The 22,957-nt window shown below is 25.7% G+C and carries 15 protein-coding genes; all 15 read right to left on the minus strand.

The features are described from left to right. The coding region (locus tag ACXX88_RS02690) for an IS1634 family transposase (RefSeq protein ID WP_458559511.1) at positions 1–1,292 on the minus strand (1,292 nt) is incomplete at its 3' end. A gap of 240 nt (positions 1,293–1,532) precedes the next feature. Continuing rightward, the gene (locus ACXX88_RS02695; RefSeq protein WP_458559512.1) at positions 1,533–2,027 is read right to left on the minus strand and encodes a hypothetical protein; all 495 of its coding nucleotides are present in this window, start codon (positions 2,025–2,027) and stop codon (positions 1,533–1,535) included. Between the two features lie 52 nt (positions 2,028–2,079). Continuing rightward, positions 2,080–4,386, minus strand: coding sequence for an Ig-specific serine endopeptidase MIP (gene mip / locus ACXX88_RS02700; protein ID WP_458559513.1), 2,307 nt, complete (start codon positions 4,384–4,386; stop codon positions 2,080–2,082). Positions 4,387–4,402: 16 nt separating this feature from the next. After that, positions 4,403–6,859 carry a putative immunoglobulin-blocking virulence protein gene (locus ACXX88_RS02705; RefSeq protein WP_458559514.1) on the minus strand — a complete coding sequence of 819 codons (2,457 nt, stop codon included), beginning with the start codon at positions 6,857–6,859 and terminating at the stop codon, positions 4,403–4,405. Between the two features lie 21 nt (positions 6,860–6,880). After that, a complete protein-coding gene (locus tag ACXX88_RS02710) occupies positions 6,881–8,263 on the minus strand; it encodes an MSC_0618 family F1-like ATPase beta subunit (RefSeq protein WP_458559515.1) in 1,383 nt (460 codons plus the stop codon). Positions 8,264–8,265: 2 nt separating this feature from the next. Then, on the minus strand, positions 8,266–9,798 hold the full coding sequence (locus ACXX88_RS02715) for an MSC_0619 family F1-like ATPase alpha subunit (RefSeq protein WP_458559516.1): 1,533 nt from the start codon (positions 9,796–9,798) through the stop codon (positions 8,266–8,268). A gap of 1 nt (position 9,799) precedes the next feature. Beyond that, positions 9,800–11,953, minus strand: coding sequence for an MSC_0620 family F1-like ATPase-associated subunit (locus tag ACXX88_RS02720; protein WP_458559517.1), 2,154 nt, complete (start codon positions 11,951–11,953; stop codon positions 9,800–9,802). Further along, complete coding sequence (locus tag ACXX88_RS02725; RefSeq protein WP_458559518.1) at positions 11,940–12,410, minus strand: MSC_0621 family F1-like ATPase epsilon subunit; 471 nt, start codon at positions 12,408–12,410, stop codon at positions 11,940–11,942. The genes ACXX88_RS02720 and ACXX88_RS02725 overlap by 14 nt, the downstream gene beginning before the upstream one ends. Continuing rightward, on the minus strand, positions 12,400–13,326 hold the full coding sequence (locus tag ACXX88_RS02730; RefSeq protein ID WP_458559519.1) for an MSC_0622 family F1-like ATPase gamma subunit: 927 nt from the start codon (positions 13,324–13,326) through the stop codon (positions 12,400–12,402). The genes ACXX88_RS02725 and ACXX88_RS02730 overlap by 11 nt, the downstream gene beginning before the upstream one ends. Before the next feature lies 1 nt (position 13,327). Next, positions 13,328–13,864 carry an MSC_0623 family F1-like ATPase-associated protein gene (locus ACXX88_RS02735; protein ID WP_458559520.1) on the minus strand — a complete coding sequence of 179 codons (537 nt, stop codon included), beginning with the start codon at positions 13,862–13,864 and terminating at the stop codon, positions 13,328–13,330. Then, positions 13,864–15,324, minus strand: coding sequence for an MSC_0624 family F1-like ATPase-associated membrane protein (locus tag ACXX88_RS02740; RefSeq protein WP_458559521.1), 1,461 nt, complete (start codon positions 15,322–15,324; stop codon positions 13,864–13,866). The genes ACXX88_RS02735 and ACXX88_RS02740 overlap by 1 nt, the downstream gene beginning before the upstream one ends. Further along, a complete protein-coding gene (mip, locus tag ACXX88_RS02745; RefSeq protein ID WP_458559522.1) occupies positions 15,290–17,569 on the minus strand; it encodes an Ig-specific serine endopeptidase MIP in 2,280 nt (759 codons plus the stop codon). Before mip (ACXX88_RS02745) ends, ACXX88_RS02740 begins: the two co-directional genes overlap by 35 nt. Positions 17,570–17,580: 11 nt before the next feature. Then, positions 17,581–20,109, minus strand: coding sequence for a putative immunoglobulin-blocking virulence protein (locus ACXX88_RS02750; RefSeq protein WP_458559523.1), 2,529 nt, complete (start codon positions 20,107–20,109; stop codon positions 17,581–17,583). A 181-nt stretch (positions 20,110–20,290) separates the two neighbouring features. Continuing rightward, positions 20,291–21,715, minus strand: coding sequence for a pyruvate kinase (gene pyk, locus ACXX88_RS02755; protein ID WP_458559524.1), 1,425 nt, complete (start codon positions 21,713–21,715; stop codon positions 20,291–20,293). A gap of 325 nt (positions 21,716–22,040) precedes the next feature. Beyond that, positions 22,041–22,957 (minus strand): hypothetical protein (locus tag ACXX88_RS02760; RefSeq protein WP_458559525.1); only part of this gene is annotated, 917 nt, incomplete at its 5' end.

Consider the following 22,957-nt stretch of genomic DNA (forward strand, 5'->3'; position numbering starts at 1 on the left):
ATTATTTGAGATTCACTTAAATTTAATAAATTGGTTTCATATACATAAACACCATCAAATTCTTCATCTCTTTGAATTTTCTTGTAATCCAATTCAAATTTTAATTTTGATATCTCAGTAAAGTATTTACATTTTTTAGTACCAAGCATTTTTGAAGAATCTACAGTTCCATCTTTATTTTGTTTCTTTTTAAAATTATTAATTAAATTTTGTCTATCTTCTCTATCTTTTAAAGCTCTTGATTTGCTTATAGTTACAATTCTTCTTCTGACATTTTCTGTAACTCTTTTATTTTTAAAAGTGGAAAAGAAATCTGTGGATTTGTATTTTAAATTATCATTTACATAAACATAATCTTTCTCATTCAAAACATATTCTTTGAATTCTTTAGAACTTGCTTTTGCTTTGTAAGAAATGATGAAGCCATAACCTTTTTGCTCTAAAAATCTGATATTTCCAGATGTACTCATTCCACGATCTGCTATTACAGTTATGTTTTTAATTTTATACATTTGCTCAAGTTCAAGCAAGAATTCAATCATAGTTTTTGAATCTGGAGTGTTACCACTAAAAACTTTGATATGGAAAGGTATTCCATTACCATCGCATGCTAAGGCAATTACAATTTGATCTTCCTTGAATTTTCCATCTTTAGAATAACCGGTTTGTCTATAACCTGTTCTTTGAAAAGATTCAAAATAAACAGTTGATGAGTCAAAATAAATTTCATTTAAATTCCTGTTTGTTTCTTTTAATACCATTTGATGAAGTGCATTTACAAGATTTGCTTGATTGCTTTCAACAATTTCAAGAAGTCTATAAAAACTATTTTTTGATGCTGAAATATCACTATTGAATTCACCTTGATCACTAAAAGAAGAGAAAATACTTGAAGGATTGTAAATCCTTTTTGCAACTAAAAAATTGAAGATTTTCTTCATATCCTTATGTCTTGTTTTCTCAAAAGATTCAAAAATGTTGTGTTTATTGAGTAAGTCTTCTATCAATTCGTGTCCAACATTTTTATTTACTCTTACAAGCTCATCACTTTCCAAAGACTCCAGTAATGCAGACTGAACTCTTTCTTTTTTATCAAGTGAAGAAAAAGATTTTAGTTTTTCTTTTAGAATTTCTACTGCATTTTCTTTTTTCTCAAGTAATTTTTCTAAATTTCCAAGGCTAAATCATCTTGTTGGTGCTTTTCCAAAACCTGTTGTCCATCCAACGTATTTATAAATTACGCCTTTTTTGTTTCCTGAAACATTAAATAATATTAAATTTTTCTTTTCCATCCTTATATTATACCACAAAATGCAATTAAGTGCAATTATTTTTTTTATTTTTTTTAATAAAAATTACTATATATATAAATATATAGTAAAAATCTATAAATTCCAATTTTAGTCTAATTTCTTAGGGCAAACTGGGAAAGATGGGAGAAATAGAAAAAGCACAAAAATAGTCCTTAATTGGACTATTTTTTTAATCTTAAATTTTTGCGTTTAAATAGGGTTTTCCCTTTGCAAAAATAATTAATGCCATCTTTCTTCTTTCATAATTTCAATCAAAGCATTTAATTCTAACATTGTTTTTTGGTAATTAAAAACATAATGTAAATAATAAGTTTGATTTTTAGTAATAACTTTAATACTATCTTTCCCTTTTTCATAAAAATGCTCTACCTGAAGGATTTCTCTAACATTAATATCTATTTTTTCAATTTTAAATCAATCAAAATTTTTAGGACGTTCTAAAGAATTAGCACAACTTTCTCCTTTTAATCTTCCTGATTCTATAACTATATTACTTTTATTAATTTTAATTCACATAACAGTATAAAAAATAGCAATACTTAAAATAGTAATAGCTCCAATAAGAGAAACAGCAAAAACAATATAATGTGTACTAAAGTATAAATCTTGTAAAAATGTTCTTATTAACATTATAAAAAATAATCCATACATTGATAAAAATAATCTATAAAAATTTCTTGGTACAAAGAACTTTATTTCAATTTTCTTTTGCAAGTATACCACCTTTCCCTATGCTATAAATTATAAACAAAAAATAGGTTTTACCCTATTTTTTATCTGCTGTTTTTTCTATTTCACTTGTGTTTTTAAATTGGAATTTTTCAGGAATTTGTGTGATATTATCAAATAAATTAGTTTTATAATTATTACCATATAATTTTTGAAGTGCTTGTCTATAAGAATTTTTTTGGTCTTTACCACCACCGTAAATTAAATCATATTGTGGCAAGTGATATGCATTTGAACTAGAACCACCATAAATTCCTTTATAATCATATCCTTCAGATCTAAATGCTGAAGCAACTCCTGTTTTAGCAGAATTATTAGAAGTATGATATACTGCTACTAATTCATTATTTTGATTTCTTATTGATGAACCTGAAGCACCACCAACTGGCACATAATGTTTAGGTAAATATGATAAACCTGCTGCTATTAGTTTTTTATTATTATCTAATTTAGCAACGTGTAAATCTTTTCCAGTTCTTGTTGCTGAAATAAAGGCATCAAGAACACCAGGTTTATCAACAAAGGAACGATAACCAATTTCATAAGATAAATAATTTCCTCTGTTAATTTCTTCATCACTAAAATTGTATTTTCCTGTTACTTGATCATAAGTGATGTTATCAAAATATTTAGTTTCAGCATTAGTTCATAGACTAAATGTATGTGCTGCTTTATCTCTTTGATCATCTTCTTCATATTGTTTTAAAAAGTAATCATTTTTAGCAGAAGGATAACCTACGATGTATAAATTATCTACATTTGTATCTGGTTTTGAATAATTTAAATTTTTGTTAATTTTATCATAGTTTTTAAAATAAGATTCTGTTTTAAATTTAATTTGTTCATTTGTATGATTTGCATATTCATTAGTAACAATTTTTGCCATTTCGGAAGGATTGTTTCTGAAAGTATCTTGATTGAAAGAAACAGAACCACCTTTTATTCCTGTATAAATACCAATTTGTGAAGGATTTATTTTGCTAAAATCAATTTCTATAACTGCAAAATCTGCAAATTCTTCTGTGTCTTTAAATTTCTCTTTTTGATCATTTGCAAGAAAATCAGAAGGTTTAGAGTTTAAGAAATCTTCTCCACTATAAATTACTTTAATAGGTTTTTCACTATTTTTATCTTTAGGTAATGCTGAAAAACCAAAGTTTGTGAAATTATCATCAAAAGATAAAATTTTAAACTTAGTTCTAACAGCAGCATCTCTATTTATTCTTGATAAACCAAAATTAACAGTTTGATCACTTAAAGCTTCTGCTACGTGTAAATTAGTACCAAAGTATCATTTTGTTGGATAACTTCCATCAGTTTTTTTCTCATAATCTAAAATTCACATTGTTCCTGAAGTTGGTGAACTTCATTTTGGATCACCTGGATGTTCTGGATCTGGATTATTAAAAGTAACATGGAAAGTTTGCATAGCTGCTGTTTTATAGTGATCATTAGTTAAATATCTTGGAATTCCATCGATTTTATATTGATCTCTATCTGCTGCATCAACTCACGAAGGTCCTTTACCAGGTTCAGGTGCATCATAAATTTTTAATCCATCATAAGTTCCATCGTTATTATATGAAGGAAGGGTAAACCCTTTTAATAATGCACTATCAAAAGTATCAATTCCTGCTTCTTTTGCCTTAGCATCGAATTTTGCTTTTTCTTCTTGTGTAATGTGTACATCTTTTCTAAAGTCACTTTCAGAAAAACCTGGTTGTTGTTTTAAAACTTTTAAATATTCTTCATTATCTTTTTCATATCTTTGATGTTGATTATATTGAGTTACATATTTTTCTTTATCACTAGCTGCTATAAAATCACCTAAATTACTTACAATATAACCTTCTTCGTCGGTTAAGACTGGATTACTATTAAAACCAGAAATATCTAAAGTTTTTGTAACTTTAATTTTAGGATTGCTTTTAGCAGTAAATTCAACTAAAATTTTCCCTTTTCCAGTTTGATTAGAAATATCTTTTTCACCTTTTCTATCAGGAATAGCACTAATAACCTTAACTGTTACATCATCTTTATGACTTCCTTTAATTATTGGAGTTAAGTTAGATAATTCCTTAGAAAACTTAGTAAAAAAGACAGAATTTTTTGGACGATCAAAATCATCATAACCTTTAAAATCAACGCTTAAATCTTTTATTAAATTATTTAATTGATCATTATTGCTAATAGTTGCTGATTGATTGCTTCCAGGATTAGAAGGATTTGGATCTTTTTTAGGATCACTATTATTTGAATTAGAAATTGTGTTTTGACAAGAAACTAAAGCAAATACTGAAGTAGTTACTAAAGGAAATAGTAATATTTTTTTACTTTTTTTCATTTAAATATCCTTTCTATTAAGAGAATGAAAATGATGGTTGTCCTTTTTGTACTGTACGAACAACTTTACCAAGAGTTCTTAATTGATTTGCTAATTCTGTATCAGATGAATAAACCTCAAATACAGTATTTGAATCAAAAGTATTATCACTAAAATCAATTAAAGTTTTTAAATTAGCAATTCCTTCCGAATTTAATTTATTTGCTGCTGAATCAGCAACAATTCTAATTTTTTTAGTTGTTTTTCCATTATCAAATACTATTTTACTTCTTGGTTGTTGCATCCCTTCTGTTGAAAGAACAGTAGCAAATTGAGCTCCATTCATTTCACTAGCACCAATTTCAAAAGTATCACCTTCATTATGTAAAATAATTCTTTTTAGTTTTCTTGGTTTGTTTGAAGGTTTAATTGTATCTGAGAAAATTAAACCTTTTAATGATTTTAATTGTTTAGCACCAGAAAGATCTAAACCAGTTGGATAACTATTTTCTCCTTCTTTATGATCTGGATCTAATCCTGGACCAAAACTACCTTCAAAAAATGGTTCATTATTTCTAACGTAGTAAACCATTCTTAAAGCATTATTAATTTCTGTTAAGTCTTTATTTTCTCCTATATTAACATCATTAAAAGCAATTGTATCAAAAGTTATTCTTGTAGCAATTGTTTGTCTTGCTGAATAGTTAAAACTTACATTGTAATCCACTGTGTTGATTCAAGCAACTTTTTTGAGAGCAATTGGATTAATTGCTCAACCTTCTGCAAGTGAATTTCCTGTTGTTAATAAAGATAATTCATCAATTTCTTTATCTTTAATAGCTAAAAGGGCACTTGTGTTGTAAGTTTCAAAAAATAACTCTAATTGTGGTAATTTATCAGGTAATGCTTTAAAAATACTAAAGAAATCATAATTTGAAGAACCTTTTTTACCTATGTTAATGATTCTGTATGACGTAATTGATTCATTTGCTTTTGTTAAATCTTCAATTAATTTTTTAGTTTTACTTAAAGCATTTGGATCAGCAACATCTATTGTAACAACAATTCCTTCATTTCTTTCACCCTCTAAAGGTTCGATTCTTTTAAGTTTCTCAAACTTAATTCCTTGTCCTGGAGTTATGTTATATTTATTAGAATATTCATTTGTAACATCGCTTTTATTTCAACCTGGATAAGTTCCGTTTCTAACCTCATCAGGATATCTTCCTCTTCAATCATTGTAACCAAAAACACGTTTTTTAGAATTATCTCTAGTTAATCTTGCAGTTGTAGAATTGATAAGTGGTGAAGTTGAATAAGAATCAATTTCTCCATCATCATTTATATAAACATTAGAATTATCATCATAAATAACATAACCTTCACCAAGTTGTTTTTTAGCATTACTTGATAAAGTAGTAAATTTAGTCATATCTAAAAAGGAAATGATTTTTAATTTAGCTCAATCTTCATCTTTATGAGCTCTTAAAGTTTTATAATATTCTTTTTTTCCTTCTTCTTTTAAAAAATTAACAACTTTATCTCCATTTGCTATTAATTTTCAAAATTTATCTATGATATGTTTATAATAACCAGTTGAACTATAATCAGTAGCTAAGAGTTCTTTAATTTGCTTTTCACTTAATGCTCCAGAACGAAGTTCAGGAAAGGAAGCTTGATCTAAAGGAACTGATCTACTTAAACCTCTAAGAGCACTTCTTTTATTTGCTTCGATAATTTTGTCAGTAACTTGAATTCCTGTTAATTTAGGGGTTATTTGGTTAATGTATTCTACTCTATTAGCATTACCTGCATTAATATCTCTTTGATCAATTTTTCTTGGTGTTGGTTTTTCAAGACTTACTCTAATTTTTTCACCATAAAAATCAATTGTAATTTCTGAGTTTTTATCACCTATTGGAGCGGGTAGTTTTGGTGATTCTACAGTTGGAACTGGTAATGGTTTAGGTTTTTCTACTGGTTGAGTAATTACTGGTTCTGGTTCTTTTGGAACTGGTTTTGGTTCAGGAGTAATTATATCAATAACTTTTGGATCTTCTTTTTTAGTATCTTCCGGTTTTGGTTCTGGTTGTTTTGGTTGTTCAGTAATTTTTGGTTTTTCTTGATCTTTAGGTTTATCAGGATCAACTGGTTTAGGATCAACTTCAGGTGGATTTACTGGTGGAGGTGGTGTTTCTGCTGGTGGTTGATTAACTGGTTTATTTTCTTTAGGTGGCTCTTGTTGTGCTTTTGTTTCTTTTGGTTCTTGATTATTATCTCTATGTGAATTAAAACCATTTTTAAAATTTAAATTATTTCCAGTGTTAATGGAAGCAACATTATCATTTAATAATTTAGAACGTTCAGCAGCATTTGCTTTATCTGTTGTTGAAACATAGAAAAGAGCACCTACAGTGATAGGTGTAGCTATAGAAACGGAACTTATTGCTATAATTTTTTTATTTTTAGTGCTTTTAAAAAAGTTTGTTCCCATGATATCTCCTTATTAGTTTCTTTATTTAAGTCCAAGTTCTTTATCGGTAGGAATATTTAAGTTTGATCCTACATAACTAAAGATTTCAGGACTTTGATTTAAATATTCACCATTAATAATTCTAATAACTGAATTTACAGTATCTGCTAAAGGAACATATGTTCCAGGTTCTTTTGTAAAATGTTCAGTCATAAAGAAATTTTGTGAGAAAAAGTTTTCCAATTGTAAAGCTTTTTTGACAATTTTTTTACTTTCATCATCTAATTCATCGAATCCTAAAATTAAAATAACATCTTCTAAATCTTTGTATGTTTTTAAAATTCTTTTTGCTTCTACTATTGCATTAAAATGTGCTTCTCCTATAATTTTAGCATCTACTGAATTAGAAGAGCTAGCAAGTGGATCAAAAGCAGGGAAAATGTTTTTTGCTGTTTGTGCTCTAGAAAGTACTAGGTTACCATCTAAGTGGTTAAACACAGCAACAGCAGAAGGATCGCTTATATCATCCATAGGTAAAAATACTGTTTGAAATGATGTTATTCCAGCATTTTCGTTTTTAAATAAACGCTCTTGAACATGGGCAACATCACTTTCAAGGGTTGATTGATAACCACCAACTGATGGTTTTTTTCCTAAAGATGCACTTACTTCATTTTCCGCTTGCACAAAACGATAAATATTATCTATAAATAATAATACATCTTTCTTTTCTACATCTCTTAAGTATTCTGCAGCTGTGATTCCTATTGGTACAATTGACATTCTAGCTCCAGGAGATTCATTCATTTTAGAAATATACATTGAAGAATTTTGCATTAAATTAGAACTTTCAAGTTCATTAAATAATTCAATAGCCTCTCTTGAACGTTCTCCAGAACCAATAAAAATATTAGAAGTTGATTCACTATTTTTATTAACATTAAAAATAATTTCTTTCATTAAAACTGTTTTACCAACTCCAGCACCACCAAAAATTCCAAGTTTATAACCTTTAATAATTGGCATAAAAAAGTCAATTGCTTTAATTCCTGTTTCAATTATTTCGATTTTAGAATCAAGAACTCTTTCACGATTAATTGTGGAATTCATTTCAACATATTTAGGAAAAGTATAACGATCACTTAATAAAGGTTTTCCTTCAAAACTGTAAATATTGTTTTGAGCTTGTGAACCAACTGGTACCATAAAACTTTTTTGAGTATTTTCTACAACTTCTCCGACAGAAATTTCTTTATATAAATAAATAATAATTGCTCTAACAACTTTATTATTAACAAGTCTTTTTACAAGTAAGTATGTCTTGCCTTCATGTAAAGTTAAAATTGTATTTAAAGTTGGTAAATTTCCTTCACTAAATTCAATTTCTACTACATCAGTTCAAAATTTAATTATTTTTCCATTCATAATTATCTATCTCCTGTTAATTTTAAAAGTTGTTCCATTTCAGCTTCGCTAAAATCAATAAATTTGTGTTCAACTTCAATTTCTCAATTTAATTTTAATTTTCTTGAATATTGCAGTAAAGCATAAGAGAAGAAACTTTTGGTAATGTTTTCATCATAAGTTTCATTATTGATGATTTTTTCAAAAATTTCTTTTGCATCTTTATTAGCATCAATTAAAACATTTAAGAAGTTCATTGCTTTTTGCTCTTCTTTAATTCCTTTAAGAGTTCCTCATAAAATTAATTTAGACATTAAGAGTACAAATCTTTGTGAGTATAAAGAATAACCTCTTTGCATAAACATTTTATCAATCATTTTTCCTTTATATAAAAGGTTTGTTGTTTCTTTATTAAATTCATAATCTAACATTGCAAGTTTTAAATGTCTTTTATAAGCACGGAAAATTTTTCCTATTTCTCCAGCTACTTTGGTGATAGTTCTTGATTGAACTGAACTACCAGTTCTTGATACTGATAAATCAATATCAATTGCTGGTAATCTACCACTACTAAATAAATCAGCACTTGTTACAAGTTGTCCATCTGTTATAGAAATAACGTTTGATGAAATTAAACTAGTAATATCACCATCAACTGTTTTTAAAATTGGTAAAGCTGTTATTGTTTGACGACCAACAAAGGAACCTGCTCTTTCAAGTAAAGAAGAGTGAGCAAAGAACATATCTCCTGGCATTGCTTCTTTTCCAACAGGTTTATCTGTTAAAAGAGCTATTTCTCTAACGATATTAGCATGTTTAGTTAAATCATCAAAAACAATTAAAACATCATCATACTGTGAAATGTTTTCAGCATGTGCCATTCCAATATATGGGGCTAAATATTGTTGATAAGCACTTGTAGAAGGAGCATCAATAATAATTGTATTATCTAAAGCATCATATTCTTGTAGTGTTTCGTATAATCTTGCCATATCTTCTCTTTTTTGTCCAATTGCTACATAAACACATTTAACATTGTTTTTTGCTTGATTAATAATTGTATTAACTACAAGATGAGTTTTTCCTGTTTGACGATCACCGATAATTAATTGTCTTTGTCCTTTACCAATTGGAATAAGTAAGTCAACTGCTATAATCCCTGTATAAAGTTGTTCATTTAAGGTTTTAACAGTCATTAAATTATGAGCATCACCAAAAATTTTGCTTTTTCTTGAAAAGGAATTTCCTTCAATTTTTCCTTTAGAAGGGAAAATTTCGTTTCCGTGAATATCTAAAACTTTCCCAAAATGAGAATAAGAAGTTTCAACTTCATTTTCAATTTGCACTTCAATAATTTCTTGTCCTATCTTAAGTTTTTCAAGAACATTATTATCAACAAGTAAAAATGCTTTAGAGTCTGTTGCACTTACTACCATCATTCTTGCTTCTGGAAATTCATTTGTTGTAAAATTTTGTCTCTGTTTATAATCATAATCACCAGTTACTTCAACAATATAGTCAAAAATAGCTGTAATGATTGGGTTTTTCTTTTGCATATTATATTCCTCCTATTGTTCCAAATAAAATTAATGCTAAAGCAAATACTATAACAATAGAAGATAATATAATTATTGCTATATTTGATTTGGAAACTGATTTATTATGTTTATTTTTTGAGTTTACTTTATTAGCAACTCCTAAAGCTAATGCTCCTGAACCTGAAAATCCTAAAATAGTTCCTATTACAGTTAAAAATAAGTTTTGGGATTTAAATTCTTGTTGTAATAATTGGTTTGCTAAGGTATATTCTTTATTAAAGTTTTTAGAATTTTCTTCTTCTACTTTTTGATCATCGCCTGCTTTTTCATCTTTTAAAAATTCTTTAACAACATTAAATTGTTTTGCAATTTTATTTAATAAACTTAAATATTCTTCATATCATTTAAGGGTATTAAAAGTTTTTGCTCCTGCGTGCTTTTTAAGAATTGAAACATCTTTTCGCATATTTTCAAAAAGTTTATTAATAACATCAGTATTAGCATTATATTTTTTAAATTTAGCATTAACTTTTGTTAATAAATCTTCTCTTTTTAATAACTCTTGATATCTATTTAATTCTTTTTCATAACCTTCAGGTAAAATTGAGTAAAACTCTCTAAATTGAATTCTAGAAGTTTTAAGTGAAGAAATTAATTGGATATCTAATAAATTTAATCCATCTTCAATAGCAGATTGATCATTTAAATTTTTATTTAATTCAACACTAATTGCTGTAAGAATTTGTGATTGTTTATCAACAAAAGTTTTACTATAATATAACTCTTGTGTCACAACATTAATCATTGTAAGTAATCTTGTTTTTAATTGATTGCTTTCTAATTTATCAACATCGATTTTTTCATCTAGTTCTAGAGCTTTATAAAGATTAACAAAGATTTTTCTTACTGAAGCAACGTATTCTTGATAAATTTTATGGAAACCTTTATTTCCAGGAATTGTAATAAAGGTTTTATATAATCTTACATATTCTGGTTTTACTTGATCTTGGATTCTAATTGTTGCTACGTAATTATCACTATTAGTATCTTTTTCTACAGCAGTAACTTTATATTCAAAACGTGTATTAATTGGGTTATTGAAGAAAAAGAAATCTTCGCTAATTGGATTTGCTTCAAATTCAGATGCTATTTGTGATACTTCTTTATCTAAATTTTTAGTTAAAACCTCCGGTCCTAAAATAGGTAATTTTTCGATATATTCTTTAGGATTATATGGTTTTACATCAACGATTTGATCGCTTGGTTTTGTATCAACATCATCAAGAGTAGGGATTTCTGGAATTGAGTTATCATCATCTGGTTTCTTTTGCTGTTGATCTTCTTGTGGTTCTTCAACTTTGTTTTGTTCTAAATCAAAGACAGTAAATCTATCTTCGTATTTACTTTTAAAATAATCATCTCAAGTTTTAAAATCTTTTGGTGGTTTTGCAACAAGTGCGCTAACTGAACTACCATCATCTTTAGAAATGGTTTCGGGATTAAACTCAATTTCTGGAATATCTTTTGGATCATAGAAAATATCAGTAATTCTTTCTTTTAAAGAATCTGTATATTTTTTTAAATATCCAGTAATATCGGGAGTTGTATAATAGTTTCCTTCTTCTGAAACAGATTCTTGTTTTCCTTGTGAACCAAAAGCAGTAGTATAGTTAGTATTGTCTGAATCTGTTGTGAAAATTACATCTTCATAAGTTTTTCCTTGAAAAGTTACTTTACCTTTTTTAAAAGCCTTTTTTTGTGAAAAAACATTTGGGAAAGTAACGTGCAATTTATTTTCATTTGGTGCACTAACCATTTTTGCTTTATTAGATTTTAAAAAGTTTATAAGTGTTTCAAAATAGTAATTTCTTTTTGCTCGATCTTCAAAAGAAATTTTTTCATCTTTTTTTAGTTTATTTTTTTCATCTTCAATATTAGAAATAGCAATATCAATAGCATTTTCTAAACCAGTTTTTACTGTGTCTGTTGCAAGTTTTGCAAACTTTGAAAATTCAGGACTTACTTGTTTTTTAACAGGCGGTTTTTCTTTATCATTTGTTCCAGAATTGTTTTCATTTGGATCTGCACTTGTAAAAAATACTGCAGGAATTGCTAACAAAGGCAAGGCAGAAGAAGCTAATAATTTATATTTTTGATGTTTATTCTTTTTCATTTTCACTCACCTTTCTTAAATTAATTTCTCTTATTACTTCTGCTTTATAAAGAGAAAAAATCAATTCTTTTTCTTTTATTGTATTATCTAAATTGAAACTAAGTTTATTTAGTGACTTTATTAAATCTAACTCTTTTTTTTGCTTTTTAATTAAAGCAGAATCATTATTTTTTTCTTTAGATAATTTATAAATTTCTTGTTCATTTAATGAATTAATAATTATTTCATTATCTAAAATTATAAAATTAGCATTTTTAAGAAACAGATATTTTTCTTCTTTATTTTTTTCTTTGATTTTAATTAAAATTTGTTCAAAACAAGCTAAAGATTTTTTTTCAATTTCATTTCATTTGAATTCTTCTTTAAAATATAATTCTAAAGAACTATTTCATACTTTTAAAATTGAGTTATCAATAAAATTGATAGTAATACTATATAAATTAAGATTATTTTTCATTACTTTCTCCTTTATTGAAAACAGAGAAATTTCCGTTATTTTTAGTTAGCATTATAATTTCTTCAATTTCATTTTCTCTTTTAATTTTAATAATTTTTCTTTTTGTAAATTTAATTTCTTTCTCTAAATCTTTAAGGATTTTATTTACCCTTACTAAATTAAGTTTAGCACTATAAAATAATGATTCAATAATTAGTGATTGCACCACATTTTCGATATAAATATCAATACTATTTTGCACATATTCGGCAACATTAGGATAAATATTAAAATCAAATAAATCTTTTGGTAGGTTTTTTTCACTTGTATTTATTAATTTATGCATTTCAAAATCTTCAATAGGTAAGATAGTGAAATAACTTTTATAATTTTTATTAGAGTTTAAAACAAAATTAACTTTTTTATATTTTTCTTGCTCATATAAAAATTTAATTAAAGTTGAAATTGTTCTTATTTTACTATTATCATCTAAATCAAAAGTTTTTAAAACATTAAGTTTATTTTGCTCTAAAAATTCTTCTGCTTTTTTTCCAATGGCAATAAAATCAATTTTTTTCTTTTTAACATTTTCTAAAATCATGTTTTCGTATCTTGAATAAGAGTCGGTAGAATATTTTTGTTCTTCTTTTAAATAAATTCATAATTCCTTTTCTTTTGCTAATGATTTGGAAAAAATAGAGGTTATTTTAGAAGTAATTTTAGCAGTTTTATTTTCAACAATAAAAGGATTTTGGATGTTATATTTGTCATTTAGGTGTCTAATTGATTCTCTTGTTAAAAAAGCATTATCAATATAAAATCTCAGTTTTTGGTTTAATTTTACAATTGTGATTAATAAAATATTTTTCTCGCTATTAGCTTTTAAATTAATTTTTTCTAAGTTGTTCTTTTTTTGAACAATTTTCTTTAAGTGCATATTATTTCTTTATTCTAGCAGCATAATTGATTTTAAAAACTAATTTTAATGATTTTGATTGCTGAGAAAAATAAAGAATGATTCCAGGAAGAAATTCAACAAATAAATTTCTTGCTATTAAATCATTAATTGCTTCATTTAATTTAACTAAAAAGTTTTCTTTTGCTAAATCTTCTGAAAATTTAAAATTAATGTGTTCATTATTAGAACTAATATCTTTAACTAAAATTGGAACAAAGAATTTAGATCCAAATTTATCACTAAGTCCAAATGAAAGGATAAAATCTAAATAAACTAAGTCATATTTTTTAACTATTGCTTTTTCATAATTAGCAACATATTCTTTTACAATATCACTATCAAAACTTAATCCAGTAGTCAATAATAAAGAAGACATTAATCTTTGATATGAAATAAATTTATCGGATTTTTCCATTTCTTTATATTGTTGTTCTACATCATAAAAAGGAATCATCAATTGTTGTTCTTCTTTTTTATTTACTTTTTCTTTTTGTTTTTCCTTAAATAGTTTTTTCATTATTTAGTTCCTTTCTTATCGGTTTTTTTATTATTGTAATTGAGAATTTTAACTAAAGTAATTCCAGAATCAATCAGTAAGCTAATTAAAAATGTTGATAATACTGTAATAATAAAGATAATTAGAATTTCATTCATAGTAAAATTAATATTAAATGAAGATAAAGCATAATTTTGTTTTTCAATTAAAATGGTATTTAGTGAAGAAACAAAAAGTAATAAACTAATTGCTCCTAAAAACACAAATGTTAATAAAATCATATAGAAACTGATATTTTTAATATAAATTAAATAAAACAGTGAAATAATTGTTGAAATAACTGATGAAACAATTAAAATAATAGAATTTATCAATAATTCAGTAGAAAAACGAACTGCAATAATTACTGATAATCAAATTAATAGTTGTACTACTACAAAGTAAAATGAAGGATTAATTTTACCTTTAGGTTGCAGTGGTTTTAATAAATTTACCACAAAATATAGTGCACTAACAATTAAAACAAATATTATTTGAACTGATAAAGCAATATAACTATGTTCTTTACTTGAAGAAATTACATCTGTATTTTTTTGTGTTTTTATTAAAATAAATATAAATCAAATAATTAAAGCAAATAAAGAACTTAAATATAAAATAATTTGACTTTTAAAATATAAATGATTGTATTCTTTTTTTAATAAAAATTGAATTTTTGGAAAATTCATTCCTATCACTAAAATAGTTATTGTTAAAATAATAGCAATCATATAAACAACATTTAGTGCTGTTTTTACTGAAAATAATTGTTCCATAAAAAGATAAATTTGACTTTTATCTAAAATAAAGGCATTTCCTGTTTCTTTAACTGGTTCAATTAATAATCAAAAAGTTGTTATATAACCTGATAAAAATAAAGTTTGTGCAATTGATGAAACAATGATAGAAGATAATTTATTATTTCCAATTTTATTTTTGTTTTTCTTTGTAAAGTAAAAATAAAAGTAATTTGCAATGTTGGAAATAACTAATGGAACTAAAATAAACAGAAGTCAAAAATATTTATAAACAATATCTTTTGTGATATTTGAGTATGGATCAAAAGTAAAAAATAATATAAATGAAGCAAGTGAAAATAAATAATAAAGAATATATCAAGGAATGTAAATCTTAATTAATTCTTTATGAAAAACTAAATTTATATAATTTTTTATAATCGAATAGAAGAAAACAAAAAATAATATAACAGCTTTAGTAATTATTAGAAAATTGTATTGTCTTATTGCTTGCGTTGAATTAAATATTAAAAAGTAATCTTCTATTCCTAAAATTGTTTTTTTGTAAAAAAGAAGAATAAATAATAATCCAAAAAAAACTGAAGCTACTAAAGAATATTTTAATGTATCAAACAATCAATCTTTTTTGTTTAATTTTGTCTTCTTCTTACTATTTTCCTGTTTCTGTTGTTGAACTATTGTCAAAAGCAAATCCCTCCTCTATGTGATCTAAACCTTGTGAAAATAAGTTTGTTTTAAAACTAGAATCATTTCCATAAAGTTTTTTTAATTCTTCTCTATAAGATTTTTGTTGATCTTTACCGCCACCATAAATTACATCATATTGTGGTAAATGATAAGCATTATCTCCTGTTCCATATGCACCTTTAAAGTCATAACCTTCTGATCTAAAAGCAGCAGCTAAACCTGTTTTTGCACTTCCATTAGCTCCGTGAAATACAGCAACAAGTTCATTTTTATCATTTCTAACTGAAGAGCCAGAAGCACCTCCATATGGAACATAAAATCTTGGAGTATAAGCTAATCCAGAAGCAACTCATTGTTTTTTCTCTGAGTCTGTATATAAATCTTTTCCAAGTCTTGTTGCACTTATAAATTCATCTACAACTCCAGGTTTATCTGTAAAGGTTCTGTAACCAAGTGAATAAGAAAGGAAATTTCCTTTTTTGCCTTTTGGATTATCATTTTGAGATGAAGAATTTGTAGGGAATAATTCAGTTTCTGCATTTACTCATAAACTAAAGTCATTTTTTTTATTTTTAATTTGATCTGCATCTTCATATTCTTTTAAATAAAAATCTTGAATAGCAAGTGGATAACCTAAAATGTATAATGAATCTTTATCTTTATAATAATCATTTAATTTTGAAGAATCTAAAGGAAAATCAATTTGTGAATAATCTTTTAAATAAGATTTTTTTAAAAATTTAATTTGATCATTTGGTTTTTCTGCATAATCATTTGTAAATAGTTTAGCAAGTTCTGCTTTATTGTTAAATAATTCTGTTATTTTACTTGATTCATATGATTTATTTCCACTTGTAATAGATGAACCGTTTTCTCCTACTTGTTGTTTTAATTTTTCAAAATCTATTTCTAGAACAGCAAAATCTATGAATTCTTTTTTATCTGCAAATTCTGTTTTTTGCTTATCAATTAAATAATCTTTTGGATCTTTTTTAAGAAAATCTTTTCCAGAAAATACAACTTTTATTGGTCAATCTGTTTTATTGTTAGTATCTAATGGGAAACCAAATTGAGTAAAGTTTTCATCAAAACCAAGTAATTTAAATACAGTTTTTATACCTGCATCTGGATTTAAACGACCAAAACCTATTGAAGCAGTTTTATCTGTTAAAGCATCAGCAACATGAACATTTGTTCCAAAATATCATTTTGTAGGATATTTATTATCATCTTTTTTCTGATAATCCATAATTCACATTGTTCCAGATGTTGGATGTAAAACATTTTGCTCTTTTTCATCTCTGTTATTAAAAGTTACATGAAATGTTTGTAGAGCGATTTTTTTGTACATTTCATTAGGTAAGTATCTTGGGATACCAACTATTTTATTTTCATCTCTATGAGCAGAATCTAATCATGAAGGACCTTTTGGTACTTCTGGTTTATTAAAAATTTCTAAACCTTTATATTCACCATTATCTCCGTATGAAGGAAGAGTAAATCCTTTAATTAGAGCATTATCATATGTATCTATCTTTGCTTCTTTTGCTTTTGAATCAAAACTAGTTTTCTCTGAATCTGTTATATGTAAATCTGGTCTATACTGTTTAGCATCAAAATTATTTTGTCCATTTGTTAATTGTAATTTTAAAGTTTTTATATAATCATCATTATCTAAATTAAATCTAACAACTTGATCTGCTGGAAAATATTTACTTAAAAACTCTTGATTGTCTTCTTTTTTAAGTGCACTTGGTATTCTACCATCACTACCAGCATTTAAAGGATTGCTTGCAAAACCGGAAACCTTTATTTCTCTTTGATATTTAATTTTTGGATCGCTTTTTAAAGAAAATTCAAAAACAATTGTACCATTACCAGTTCTGTTGGAAATAGATGTATTGTTTGCATCTCTTTCTACTTTAAAATTAATAATTTTAGCAGTTACTTTATCTGAATCTTTTCCACTAAAAGTAAATTTAACATCATTATCAAAATCTTGTAAATCTGTAAAGTAAACTTGTTTTCTATCTGTTTGAGGTGGAAATTGTTTATATGATTTATATTCAATATTAACTGAATCAGCAATAGTTTTTAATTCTTGATTTTTTCCTTCTTCTGGATCTTGTCTTAAATCTGGATTTTTTACATTAGAAGGATTTTTAGTTTCATTACAAGAAACAAAAGTTAAAACACTTGTTGCAGTTAATATTAGGGGTATAAATATTTTTCTTTTTTTCATTTTAGTTTCTCCTAACTAAATCTTATTGGGTTATCGCTTTCGTAAATTGCATTTTTACCTAAAGATTTTAATTGTCCAAAAAGGGCGGCATTATTTTTTTGTACATAAATTCTTGTGTTAGTGTCAAAATTTCCATCGTTTCAGTTTAATAAAACATTTAAATTTCTAACACCTTCACCACTTAATGAACTTATTCCATTTTTTGCTGTTATTTTTAGATTTCTAGTGGTGCTTCCATTTGAAAATGATATTTTACTTCTTGGTGGGGGTGGTGAAGTTGTATCTAAAATATCAGCTCATTGTGCATTGTTTAATTCATCCGCATCAATTTCGTAAGTATCACTATTATTATAGAAATTTATTCTTTTTAGTTTTCTTAAACCATTACTTGAATTATGGATATCATAGAATTTTAAACCTCTTAGTGATTTAATAGATGGTGCTCTACTAAAATCTAAACCTAAAGGATAACTATTTCCACCTTCATTATGATCTGGATCTAAACCTGGACCAAAACCACTTTGGAAAATTCCTTCGTTATTTCGAACAAAATATGCCATTCTTAAACCATCATTTATTCTTGTTAAATCTTTGTAAGAAGTTCCTAAATCAGATTCTTCAAAAGAAAGTGTATCAAACACAATTCTAGAAAATACTCTAACACCAGCAGCATATTCACTACTTACATTATAATCCAAAGTATTAACAAATGCAACATTTCTTAAAGCTAAAGGATTGATATTTCAAGAATCAGAATGAACAGTTTTAGAAGTATATAAAGATAATTCATCAATTTGTTTATTTTCTAAAGCAATTAAAGCAGATGTATTATTTGTTTCAAAATATAACTCTAGTTGTGGCAATTTATCAGGAAGTGCTTTGAAAATATCATAAAACTTTTGATTTGCATCTTTAGTTCCTATATTAATAATTTTATAAGAAGTTATATCTAAACCATTACTTTTTGCTTGTCTAATAAATTGTAATGTTTTAGCGTATCCACTATTGTTGGAAGCATCTATTTCTACAACTAATCCTTTATTTCTTTTTCCTTGAATTGGTTCATCTCTTGTTAGTTCACTAATAGTAAATCCATCGCTTTTTGTAACGTTGTAACTTGCATATTTGTATGTAACATCTTTTTTAGTTCAACCAGGATAAACACCATTTCTAACATCTTCAGGTGAACGACTTCATTGACTTGAATAACCAAAAACTCTTTTTTCAGAATTGTCTCTTTTTCTTGTTGCTACCACTCCATTAATTAAAGGATCAAAAGCATATGAATTAATTTGTCCGTTTGCATCTATATAAACATTTCTGTTTTCTGGATTTATAACATAACCTTTTCCAAGTAAATCATCAACAGCATCTGATGTTTTAGTAAATTTATTTGGATCAATATAAGCTAAAATTCTTGCATATTTTTCATTTTTATCTGTAAGTTTTTTAAGTTCTGGATATTTTTTTTGTCCTTCTTCTGTTAAAAATTCTTTAACTTTATCCCCGTTTTCTATTAATAATCTAAATTTATCAAAAAGAACTTCATAATAACTAATGTTTTGTCTAATATAATCTGATATTTTAAATAAATCAGTATTTTCTGTTTTAAGCATTGCTCTTTCATTTTCATTAAAAGTTCTTGTCAATGCTTTAATTGCGCTTTTAGCATTTACTGATTTCAATTCAGATGTAACTTCTACAGAATCTATTTTAGGGGTAATATCGGATACATAAGGAATTCTATTAGTTATTTTTTTATCAATATCATCTTTATGTAAAACTCTTTCTCTTGGTCTTGTAACATGAGCAACAATGTCTGTATTTTCAAAATGAATAATTTCAATATTTTTATCATTTGGATTTGGTTTCACAGGTTCGGGTTTTGGTGTTTCTATGGGTTTTTCTACTGGTTTAGGTTGTATAGTGGGTTCTTCGATTATAACAGGAACTTCTGGTTCAGGTTTTGGTTTTTCTATAGGTTTTTCAGGTGTTTTTGGTTCTTCTGGCACAATTGCAGGAGGTTTTTGTTCATCTTCTTTAGGTGTTTCTGGAACCACTTTATTATTAACGTTAATATCTAAAATTTTTGGTTTTTCAACTTCTGTTTCATCTGGTTTAATAGGTTCTGGTTCGGGTTGTGGTTGTTTTTCTGGTGGTGGAGGTGTTTCTTTTTTAGGTGGGGAAACTAAAATATCTTCTTTTTTAGGTTCATCTTTATTTACATTTTTTTCTTTATCTTTTTCTTTTTCCGAATCATTGTCTGATGATGCGACATTTGATTTTTCATTTTCTTTTTTAATTTCTTTAATTTTTTGATTATTATCTCTATGAGAAAAAATTCCATCTTTAAAATCAAGATTGGTGCCTGTATTAAGAGAAACTATATTGTCTTTTAATAATTTAGATTTTTCTTTTGCATTAGCAGAATCAGTTGTTGCAGCAAAATATAAACCAGATCCAACAAGTGGAAGAGTGATTGAAGTTGTTAAAATAGCAATTGTTTTTTTAACTTTTGCTTGTTTTAAAAAATTTCTCATTTTTGCCCCCTAAATATGAAAAATATTCTAAATAACCTTTATTTATATTTAATTTTACTACTGTTTTTTTTTTTTTTGTTAAAAAAGATAAAAATTATTAATAATTATATTTTTTTACTGTTTTTTAGTTAAATAAAGAAAAAATCTTTCCTTATTACAGAAAAGATTTAAAATTTAATACTTAGTATGTGAATTCAGTAATTTTGTCATTTTCAACAATTACAAATTTATCACCTTTATTTGCACCATATGGTTTTAAAGCTTCTTTTGCTTTAGATGGGTTATTTTTGATTTCTTTAAATAATTTAATTGAATCTAATGATGTAAACACTGAAGAAGTAACTCCAAATCCACCAATCATTTTTTCATTATCTAAAATACCAATAATTGCTGTATTTGGTCTAAATTTAGCAACCATTTTTAATAGTTCCCCTGTTCTTGATAAAACAATTGCATATCTAATGTCTTTTTCTGCTGTTAAATGTGCAAGTTTATGAGCAATTTCTGCTCTTTTACCTGAAGAAGCTTTAGCAATAGTAGCTAATTGAACTCTATAGAATAATTTATTATAAAATTCTTTTTCAGCTCTTTTATTAATAGTTGACATAACTTGAACTGATTCTAATGGGTAGTTACCTTGTGCTGATTCCCCTGATAACATAGTAGCATCAGCTCCAAGTTCAGTTGCTCAATAAACGTCTGTTACTTCTGCTCTTGTAGGTTGTGGTGAATTTTCCATTGAATCTAACATTTGTGTAGCAACAATAACTGGTTTACCAGCTAATCTACATTTTCTAATAATATTTTTTTCGTGATATGGAACATCTTGATAAGGGATTTCTAAACCTAAATCTCCTCTAGCAATCATAATTCCATCTGATTCAGCAATGATTTCATCAATTCTTTCAATACCTACGTGTGATTCAATTTTTGAAATAATTTGAATGTGAGAACCACCATTATCATTTAATAATTTTCTCAATTCTTGTACGTTTGCTGCTGAGTTAACAAAAGATGCTGCTATGTAGTTTACACCTTTTTCAATACCAAATTTAACATCATTTATATCTTTTTCAGCTAAGAATGGTAATGAAAATTCAACACCTGGTAAATTAATTCTTTTATTTGATTTTAATTTGTGAGTGTTAACCATTTTAACAACAACTATTCCTGGTTTAACAGTTTTAACAACTGATTGCAGTTTACCATCATCAAATAGAACTCTGTCACCTGCTTTTAAATCTTTATCCATTTCATATGAAACAGAAAATTGTTTTGCAGTTCCTTCAAAGTTTTTAAAATCATTTGCATTTGTTAAAATTGTTACTTCTGAATTCGCCTCAATAACTTGAGCTCCATCTTTCATTTTTCCAACTCTAATTTCTGGACCTTTTGTATCAAGTAAAATAGAAACTGGAATGTTTAACTCTTTAGTTATTTTTTTAGCATTTTCAAATTTTGCATTTTGTTCTTCAAAATCACCATGTGAAAAGTTTGCTCTAATTGTAGTAACTCCATTTTCAACAAGTTTTTTTAATAATTTATAGTCCTGAGTAGAAGGACCGATTGTAGCGATCAATTTTGATCTTTTATCTGTAATACTCATTTTTCTCCCTTGATTAAATTAAAACATCTTCTACATTTTACTATTTTTTTATTATTTTTATAAAAAATAAACTTTTTTATTCGTTGTAAATTTCAATAGAAATTAAAGAAAAATGATCATTTAAATTAAAAAAGTTAAAAAAGAATTGAAAAATTTCTGTTTTTTGATTTTTTATATTTTTTTAATTTAAGTCTGTTTTAATGAAAAAAGTGCAAAAAAACCGCTTTTTAAAGCGGTTTCTTCGCTTAGATAGAGAATTTTTAAATATCTCTAAATACCCGCACCTTGGCGGCTTTTTCCAATACATAATAATTCTAACATATTTTTACAAAAAATTTAAAATTTGTTTTATTTTTTTATCAAATAAACTATTAAAAGTAGTTTGAAGACCATTTTTGGTAATAAAAATATCAAATCTATATGGTAAACCGAATAAATTTTTTATTTTAAGTAAATATTTTAAATCAGAATAAAAAATGATTTTATTTATTTTTTTAAAATTTTTTAAAAATTCATCTTCTAGTTCTAATAAATAAAAATATTGTAAATTTTTTTGGTGAGCAATATGGTTTCTTAATTTTTGCAAAAAATTAAAAAATGCAGTTATTTTTGCCATTGATCAATTTTTAGGAAAAATTAAATTTATAAAATTATTATTTTTTCCAAATTCGCTTACTATTTTAAATAAAGAAATTAAAGTTCCTAATTCAAATTTTTCTATATCTCTTCAAATATAATTGCAATCTTTATATTTTTTTATTTTTTCCATTAAAAATTTAAATTCCTTTATTTCAAATGCTTTTTGTTGTAGTTTATATAATAAATTTTTCTTTTCTTTTTTTTGTAGATTTAATTTATGTAATATATTGTTTATACATATATTATTATTTAAACATTTATAATTAAGTTCATATATCTCATTTTTACCATCAATAAAATATAAAAATTTATTTGTTTTAGTGTGATATTTAAAATAAATTTTTTTTCTTTCGTTTTCACTTATAATAAATTCAAAATTTTCTTTTGGCTTATAATTTTGCAAAAATATTTTTCAATTTTCGTCAACTTTTAATTTTTTTTCATCTTTATATATCTTCATACACATTGCTATATAATTGCTAATTTGACTTTTCAATTTTCCTTCTATTTCAAGAATTTTTTTAAATAATAAAATAGAAATTTTTTTATTATTTTCATTAATTTCTTTTAATAAATTAAATGAAAAATCTTCATAATATATAT

The sequence above is a fragment of the Mycoplasma sp. 5370 genome, assembly GCF_054343435.1.